This window comes from Wenyingzhuangia sp., assembly GCF_039768515.1.
In the GTDB taxonomy this organism is placed as follows: Bacteria; Bacteroidota; Bacteroidia; order Flavobacteriales; family Flavobacteriaceae; genus Wenyingzhuangia.
In genome coordinates, this window is sequence record NZ_JBDNAI010000108.1 from 1 (window position 1) to 5,194 (window position 5,194).

Sequence of the window (5,194 nt, forward strand, 5' to 3'; positions counted from 1 at the left end):
AATCTCCTCCTAAACCTTGTTTACGCGTGATCGCAGAGAATTGCTTCGCTAAATCGAATTGACCCTTCACTAAGATTCCTTGCAAGATATTCCAATCTTTATCTGTAGTATCCAACAATGGTTTTGAAATTGCCAATCCAGCACTGTGAACAACAATATCTATCCCTCCAAACTCCAAACATGCTTTCTCATAAGCTGAAGCAATAGAATCTGGGTTTGTAACATCACATACAGCATAAGTTGAAACATCTCTTTTATACGTTGCATTCGCTTCAATCAAGCTTTGCTCGTTGATGTCAGTCAACACAATATTTGCTCCTTCTGCTACTAATTTGTCAGCAATTGCTTTCCCAATACCACCACCAGCACCAGTAACCAAAGCTACTTTTCTAGAAAGCGGCTGTTCTTTTGGCATACGCTGTAACTTAGCCTCTTCTAACAACCAATACTCAATATCAAAAGCTTCTTGTCTTGGTAGAGAAGTATACTCCGTGATCGCTTCAGCACCACGCATTACATTTATGGCGTTGATATAAAACTCATTTGCTACTCTAGTTGTTTGCTTGTTTTTAGCAAAACTAAACATTCCTACTCCTGGATAGATAATAATCACAGGGTTAGCATCTCTAACCGCAGGACTATTGTCTTTCTTGCAAGTGTTGTAGTAATCTACATACTCTTGTCTGTAAGCTGCAAATGCAGGCTCTAGCTTTGCCAAGATAGCATCCGTATCAGTTAAGTCTTCATTTTTGTCTAATGTCAACACTAAAGGCTGTATCTTAGTTCTTAAGAAATGATCCGGACAAGAAGTTCCCATAGGAGCCAGACGTTCTAAATCATTACTATTGATATACTCCATAACAACATCTGTGTCAGAAAAATGACCAATCATTTTATTTTCAGAAGAACACAAACCTCTTAGCAAGGGCATGATTTGAGCTGCTTTTTTTGAACGCTCTTCTTTTGGTAAACTTTCTAGCTTTTGACCACCAAAAACACTACCGTTTTCTTTGATTTTATTATCGATAAACTCAGAAGCCATCTCAATAACCTCAAGGCTATTAATGTAACATTCGTAAGATGTATCTCCCCAAGTAAACAAACCGTGAGAACCTAAAACAATACCTCTAATCCCTGGATTATCAGCTAAGCATTTTTCTATTTGAAGACCCAAATCAAAACCTGGGCGTTGCCATGGTACCCACCCCATTGTATCTCCCCAAATTTCTTTGGTTACTTTTTCGCTATCCTTTGCTGCTGCTACTGCAATCAATGCGTCTGGATGCAAGTGATCTATGTGAGCAAAAGGTAACAATCCGTGTAATGGAGTATCAATTGATGGTGCTTTACTATCAAGGTCAAAAATACAATGATTGAACAAACCAACCATTCTGTCTTCATCCTCTAAACCGCCATAGACGTTTTTTAAATCACGCAATCTCTCTGTGTAAATACCAGCAATACCACTTCTGTTCAAAGTACCAATATCTCCTCCAGACCCCTTGATCCACATTACCTCAACATCTTCATTTGTTAGAGGATCTTTTTCTGTGGTTCTACAACTTGTATTACCACCACCATAATTAGTAATTCTTAAATCCGCACCTAATGTATTGGAACGATACAAAAATAAATCTACTTGATTTTCACCAAAAGAAGCAGCTTTTTCATGATCCCATAAATAATCTACGTATTTGAATTGCTTTGTATTTGTCATCTTAAATATTATTATAAAAATTTAAGCAAACATAGTTTTAACCATAAACTTCTGTATCCTGTACTGTACCGTGTCGCCGTAATATTTATTTCTATGCCCATCTCCAAAGACCGCGATTTATTTTGTTGTTAAATTTATGACATCATCTTGACCAAACAGCCACTTTAATCTCGACAGAAAAGCATTCTAACACCTAAAACAGGACGCTCAGTAGCTATAAAATTTAGCCTGAAGGATTTTTACTAAAGACCAAAATTAAAGTTCCCAAAATAATTAGACAATATTTTTGAAATTACAAAAATTATAGAACATTAACTTTCTATATTTGCTTGATAAAGAATTTCTTAATTATAAAACGCTGATTTATTTTAAATATGATGAAATTTATAACGATTGATGATGAATCTAGAATCCCTAAGTATCAACAAATCATAGACTCAATTATCCACAACATTTCAGAAGGAAACTTGGTCATAGGTCAAAAAATACCATCGATCAATATGTTTAGTGAAGAATTTTATCTATCAAGGGATACTGTTGAGAAAGCCTACAGTATATTGAAACAGCGCAATATTATTCATGCCATTCGTGGTAAAGGTTATTACATCAATAGAACTACGTTAATTTCGAAAACTAATATTCTATTTTTGATCAATAAACTTAGTTCTTACAAACTTAAGACCTACAACTCTTTTATTAATAGTATTGGTCCAAATACTCATACAGATCTTGTCATTTATCATTGTGATGAGTCTTTATTTTTAAACTTGTTAGAGAAACACAAATCAGCATATGATTACTATGTCATCATGCCTCATTTTAAAACAGAAAACTTAAACCATGTTAGCTACACCGCTCAAGTAAAAACAGCTATTGAAAAACTTGCTGTAGAAAAACTCGTGATTTTAGACAACGTTAAATTGGGAATGGACAAAACGTATGTTGAAATTTATCAAGATTTTGAAAACGATATTTACAATGCGCTAAAAGAAGGTATCTCAAAAATTCAGAAATATAAAAAAATCATGTTGGTCTACCCTAAAAAGGCAGTCTACCCGTATCCTAAGAGAATCTTAAACGGGTTTAGGAAATTCTGTGTAGAATTTAAACTTGATTTTGAAATTATTGACAAAATCTATGACAACATGATCATAAAAAATGGCGATTTATTTTTAACCATTGAAGAATCTGATCTGGTAAATTTAGTCAAACAAGCAAAAGAAGACGAGTTTGTTATTGGTAAAGATATCGGTATTATTTCATACAACGACACTCCTCTAAAGGACTTACTAGGGATTACTGTCGTGTCTACAGATTTTAAAATCATGGGTGAGACAACTGCAGAAATGATCTTAAACAACAAAAAAGGCAAAATTAAAGTACCTTTCAACTTTATTGAAAGAGACTCTCTTTAGTTTTTAGGCTGACACTTGATAAGTTCTCATTTGTATACTCGAAGGCTGACCAACTGTAATCTTATGAGGTAACCGTTCTAATTTTCCCGATATGATGTCTCTTCTGTAAATGATAATATTGTTTGAAAATTGGTTGGCAACGATCAAAAATTTCCCTGAGGGTGATATCGCAAAATTTCTAGGGTGATTTCCTCCAGTAGACACATAATCAACAACCTTTAACTCACCATTGTCTGAGTTGATGGAGAATATTGAGATGCTGTTCTCGTCCAAATCTCGATTCGAAGCATATAAGAATTTTCCATCTGGTGAAATATGTATATCTGCAGCTCTATAAATATCATTTCTCGTTTGATAAGAATGATAATCTTTTACGAATTCTAGAGCTCCATTTTGATATCTAAAAACAGTAATTTTACCGCTCAACTCACTGATGCTATAACCGAGACTACCGTTGGGATGAAACACAAAATGCCTAGGACCACTACCAGGTTTCATTTGAATTTGTGTTCTTTCTTGAAGTATAGAGTCTTGCTGAGAGAAATCTAAACTAAAACTTCTTATTCTGTCTGAACCTAAATCTTGAGCAAACAAAAACTGGTTGTCAGGAGAAAAATTTGCAGAATGAATATGTGAAGAGGTTTGACGGTTTTGAATCACGCTTGACCCTACAAATCTCAAAACTTGAGGATCGGAACTAAGCCTCCCATTTTTTCTAATTTTAAATAAACTCAGACTCCCATCTGAATAATTAGAATTCGCTAAAAATCTTCCGGTTTTATCAAGGGCTATGTGCGCTGGATTTAAGCCTCCACAATCTTTGGTGTCTACGAGGTCAATTTTACCCTGTACAGAATCTATGGCATATACCCCTACCTTTCCATGGTATGGCATTTGACTTTCTATTACAGAATATAAGTATTCACCATTTTTAGATAATTTTAAAAACGAAGTATTAACAACACTGTCTAAAACAAATTTTAGAGTACTTTCACCTGTTTCATTATCGAATGCATACACATGGATTCCTTCTCCTGGTTTTTTATCCGTAAAACTACCCACAAAAAGCAAGGTCGTTTCTTTTTTATGTATACAACCAACCAATACAAATATGAAGATCACTCGCGAAATAAAATGATAAATACTACGTACAGACATCATCATGATTTAATATGTTTTATAATATGTTTTGTTTGCTCCTGTTTCAACTGTCTTCTTATTATAGATAAGCTTGTCTCCTTCTCCAATATAAATACTTTTCAACTTTCTACCCTCGTCTAAAGTAATTACCGCAAAAGTTCCTTTGAAATAAATACCCAAGTCCTCATTCTTAAAGATATCATTTTTAGACTGTGTTATAACATATTGAACTAATTTTTCTGTTGGGGTATGACTAACAATCTTAAGTCCTTTATAAACTCTATTTTGTTCAATTTTAGAAACAGACTTAATCGTAGCGTTTTCATTTTCATTATAAGGCTCAAAAACCACAACAAAAGGATTTTTCCATGCTTCTCCTTTGTTTCGAATGACTAAAGTTGGTGTTTTTTTTGTGTCATAAGGTTCTGGTGACTCAAATGTAATTGGCGCTTTAACTTTACTATACACACGCTCAGCGAACCCAGGAATATGAAGCTGCATAAATAGATTCTTTCCCTTTAATTTCTTTATGTTAAAAGTGGCTTTGACATTTTTATCATAAGGATTTGACGTTTTTACCTTTTTGAAAAAATGCCATCCTGGATTTCGGTATTGTTTATTGTGAATCCACTCTGCACATGCATTCCCCATATATCTATCAGGTGTTTTTTTAAAATCCATGTCATTGTTTTCAAAAACAAGCTGATCTCCTATATTGTGATACAAATAATCATGATATTCATTTGGTAATTTAGACTTTGATCTAAAAACATCCACATAATAGCCCGTTGTTGGAGATGTTCGTATCAAAGACAATGTTCGTTGTTGTGTTGCTTCTGCTTTTTCACCTTTGTCATCTTCAAAACTTGTTTGACTAAATGAATGAAACGGAGATACTCCTTCTTCTCCTACTTTAGGTTCT

Annotated in this window: 4 protein-coding genes; 1 reads left to right on the forward strand and 3 read right to left on the reverse strand. The window is 34.0% G+C overall.

Features of this window, described 5'->3' with window-relative positions; all coding sequences use genetic code 11:
* Positions 1–1,717, reverse strand: a 1,717-nt coding sequence (locus tag ABF281_RS07160; protein ID WP_347180995.1) for a bifunctional rhamnulose-1-phosphate aldolase/short-chain dehydrogenase, incomplete at its 3' end; no start/stop codon positions are given.
* 374 nt (positions 1,718–2,091) lie between these two features.
* Between ABF281_RS07160 and ABF281_RS07165 the strand changes: the two genes are divergently transcribed.
* Positions 2,092–3,132 carry a GntR family transcriptional regulator gene (locus tag ABF281_RS07165; RefSeq protein ID WP_347180996.1) on the forward strand — a complete coding sequence of 347 codons (1,041 nt, stop codon included), beginning with the start codon at positions 2,092–2,094 and terminating at the stop codon, positions 3,130–3,132.
* Positions 3,133–3,135: 3 nt separating this feature from the next.
* On the opposite strand, the gene ABF281_RS07170 is transcribed toward ABF281_RS07165, so the two are convergent.
* Together ABF281_RS07170 and ABF281_RS07175 are read right to left on the reverse strand one after the other, a co-directional pair.
* Positions 3,136–4,296 (reverse strand): lactonase family protein, encoded by a 1,161-nt coding sequence (locus ABF281_RS07170; RefSeq protein ID WP_347180997.1) that lies wholly within the window; start codon positions 4,294–4,296, stop codon positions 3,136–3,138.
* A 3-nt stretch (positions 4,297–4,299) separates the two neighbouring features.
* On the reverse strand, positions 4,300–5,194 hold an 895-nt coding region (locus tag ABF281_RS07175; RefSeq protein ID WP_347180998.1), incomplete at its 5' end, for a hypothetical protein.

Coding starts and splice junctions, on each gene's coding strand:
- ABF281_RS07165 (WP_347180996.1), top strand. CDS start 2,092: ATGATGAAATTTATAACGATTGATGATGAATCTAGAATCCCTAAGTAT.
- ABF281_RS07170 (WP_347180997.1), bottom strand. CDS start 4,296: ATGATGATGTCTGTACGTAGTATTTATCATTTTATTTCGCGAGTGATC.